Genomic DNA, 270 nt, shown 5'->3' on the forward strand with positions numbered 1-270 from the left:
CATTGATGTTATACGTTACTGTAGCATTTGGTGTTCCTGTAAAGGTTAAAGTCGTGGTTCCGTTTTGACAAATAGTACTTGGATTAGCCGTTACACTTGCCGTTGGTAATGGCAATACTGTAATCGGAATACTACTCGGTTGTAGATTGATACAACTTGGTGTTCCTGAACTTGCTACGCTAACTATGTTTATCGTTCCTGTTGTCGTTGGACTTACTGATATTGTAGCTGTTCCTGCTGCGCTTAAGGTTATTGTTTGGTTGGTTCCAC

The 270-nt window shown here is 40.7% G+C and carries 1 protein-coding gene; it reads right to left on the reverse strand.

Translation table 11 applies throughout. The features are described from left to right. Positions 1–270 (reverse strand): hypothetical protein (locus IAI56_RS16025; protein WP_222941041.1); only part of this gene is annotated, 270 nt, incomplete at both ends.

Origin of the sequence: Flavobacterium macrobrachii (assembly GCF_014486675.1) — a bacterium.
Classification (GTDB): Bacteria; Bacteroidota; Bacteroidia; order Flavobacteriales; family Flavobacteriaceae; genus Flavobacterium; species Flavobacterium macrobrachii.